This window comes from Microcystis sp. M109S1, assembly GCF_020247025.1.
GTDB lineage: Bacteria > Cyanobacteriota > Cyanobacteriia > Cyanobacteriales > Microcystaceae > Microcystis.
In genome coordinates this window covers 1-2,798 of the sequence record NZ_JADBRW010000163.1, presented here as the reverse complement: position 1 = coordinate 2,798, position 2,798 = coordinate 1, and the positions used below count along the sequence as shown (strand labels likewise).

Below are 2,798 nucleotides of genomic sequence, written 5' to 3'. Positions count from 1 at the left end.
TTTCCTTTAGTATTATCTGGTAATTGAGTGACAGAAACCGTTAAAGTATCCCCATCAATATCTGTAGGTGGATTAATATTTAAGGGGATAGGTTGACTATCTTCTGGTAAAGTAATAGTCTTATCTGCATCGGTGACAGGAGGGTTATTATCAGAAGTATTCTCAGGGGTAATAATAAAACTAATTGTTTGACTATCATTCCCACCTTTACCATCACTCACAGTATAAACAAAATTGCCCCCATTACCATTAACGTCCGCTAGAGGGGTGTAAAGCAAAGAAGTTAGAGAATTAATTGAAATCTCATCACCCACATTAATAACTGTACCATTACCTAAAGTTATTTTTCCTTTAGTATTATCTGGTAATTGAGTGACAGAAACCGTTAAAGTATCCCCATCAATATCTGTAGGTGGATTAATATTTAAGGGGATAGGTTGACTATCTTCTGGTAAAGTAATAGTTTTATCTGCATCGGTGACAGGAGGGTTATTAACAGGTGGATTCAGCGAATTATCATTATCCAGAATCGTGCCAATTCCCTCACCTTGAATCAGGATAGCATTGGTCACTCCTGTTAAATTCACCGTGAAGGTTTCCGTAGGCTCGCTAATTGTATCGCCCTTCACAGCAACTGCGATCTTTTTCTCCACTTCTCCCGGTGCAAACGTCAAAATTCCCGTTGAGGATTCATAATCTTTCCCCGCTTGAGCGGTTCCATCCGTCGTCGTAAATTGAGCCGTTACTGTTGTGTTTGTAGGGGCTGATAAACGAACTGTAAAATTAGCAGATTGAGTTCCTGTATTCCCCTCCGTCACTGTGGTATTTTCAATGCTCAAAGACGGTAACTGAATCGGTTCTCCAATTGGTTCCCCAAAACTGAACCGAAACACTAAATCATTAAAATCGCGATCGCCGCCGCCCCAAAAATCTTCCCAAGTCCAAGTCTGACTATCCTGTTGAGCATGGACATGATTCAAACCATCCTCATTCGCCGCCGCATAGGAAAAGAAAACCGGCGGGGCATTTTCCCCCTTGGCGATCGCCTGATCTGTCGTCCCGTTAGCGACTAGATACCATCCCAGATATTTCCCAGAAGGGACGTTAAACGTTTTACTATCAAACGCTTTCCCAGAGGCAAAAATTACCTTGTGGCGATCGCCTGACAAGGCCGCAGCTAAATAACCCTGATCCCCTGGTTTAATCCCATTAATTTCGCCATCTGGGGTATCAACCAAATAATAACCCATCTCGCTTTGAAAATCAGCGTCCTGACTGACAGCCTCCACTGTTAGGGGAACCTGTTGCCCTTTGTCTCCGGCTAAGACAATTCCTGCTTGAGCAATATTAAAAACAACATCGTTAAAATCTTGATCTCCCCCACCCGTCAAATCTTCCCAGTTAAGCCGCCAGATCCCGCGGCCAAGATGACTACTTTGGGAATGATCAAAATTATCAGGATTAGCTCCTTTCAGGGAGAAAAAAGCTAACCCAGATTGACCCTGATTTTGTCGATTATTTTCTAACCAATTAGCGCTGGTATTATTCTGAATCACATAAAACCCTAGACGACTACCCCCCGCAACGGTGAATTCCCGCCAATTTCCCGCTTGATTACCCGAATTAAAGAGAGTTTGTCGGCTGGGACTGCTTAAAGCGGCTTCGGCGAATCCTTCTTCACCGGGGGCGATACCTTCTACCCCACCTAAAGCATCCACCAGAAAGAATCCCACTTCATTATTAAAAGCTGCTTCTCGCAATGTCCACTGGACAACCATATTCACCCTTTCTGAGGGATTACCCGGAACGACTAAAACCTCGCCTAAATCATCTAACTGACTGATTTGAGGGGTTCCTAGCCAAGAAGTATCTTGATCTGAAAAGGAGAAATTAGCAGCCTCTGGATTAACTAATAATGGGGTTGATAGCAGAGAATCACTTTGATTAGCTAAGTTATCGCTCGCCGCCGCGCTCACGGGAGCAAGAAAATTGCTAGGAGAAGATAGGGTGAGAGGCGTGACTTGAGGAGCCACTTCTAGCGTTGTCGGAGCCAGCATAGATGGCGCTGTCGCCATCAAGGTCTGATCTACTCCCAAAAGACTTGAGCCATCTTCTAGAAGTATTGGGGGAAGTATTGGAAAATCCACTTATGCCTTCTGCTTGGATGTCTAGCTTGATTCATTAAATTAATCTTTGTTGGCATCTTAAGGGCGTTTCTTTTTACTGTCAATATATATAAATTATTTGCATATATATATATATATATATCATTAGTTTTGCTAATTATATTAAATCCGTTTTTAATAATATGATTAGAGTTCTTGCATAATTAATTTTCGAGAGTTCATATTAAATCTGGTTATTAAAAACTGATTATTTATTCCCCCTTTTGCATGAGTGCCTCTTGCCGTTCGGCTGTCCTGATATGTAGCCTATACTCAACGGATTTAGTTTTTTTGTCAGAGATTATCGCCACAAACAGAAACATAAATCGTAGGGTGCGAAGCGCGAAAGCGTAACGCACCAATTTAATAATCAAGTCGGTGCGTGGGGCGCGGATTATTAATTTGTTTTTTTGTCAGAGATTATCGCCGCAAACACGCACCCTACCAGATCTATACTCAACGGATTTAGAATAATAGGTTCCAATCTCAGTGATCTGTGCTACCATTCGGGGTAAATTCAAGCGATCTCCAGACACCTATGAGCAAGGTTCTCGTGTTGAATGCCTCCTACGAACCGCTAAATATTACCAGTTGGCGGCGCGCGATCGTTTTATTGTTGAAAGGAAAAGCTGA

At 42.4% G+C, this 2,798-nt stretch carries 1 protein-coding gene and 1 pseudogene; one reads left to right on the top strand and one right to left on the bottom strand.

Features of this window, described 5'->3' with window-relative positions; all coding sequences use genetic code 11:
• Positions 1-2,075 (bottom strand): DUF4114 domain-containing protein (locus tag IM322_RS07815; RefSeq protein WP_287713170.1); only part of this gene is annotated, 2,075 nt, incomplete at its 3' end.
• Positions 2,076-2,703: 628 nt separating this feature from the next.
• Here IM322_RS07815 and IM322_RS07810 point away from each other — a divergent pair.
• Positions 2,704-2,798: pseudogene (locus tag IM322_RS07810) on the top strand (HNH endonuclease); the annotation flags it as partial.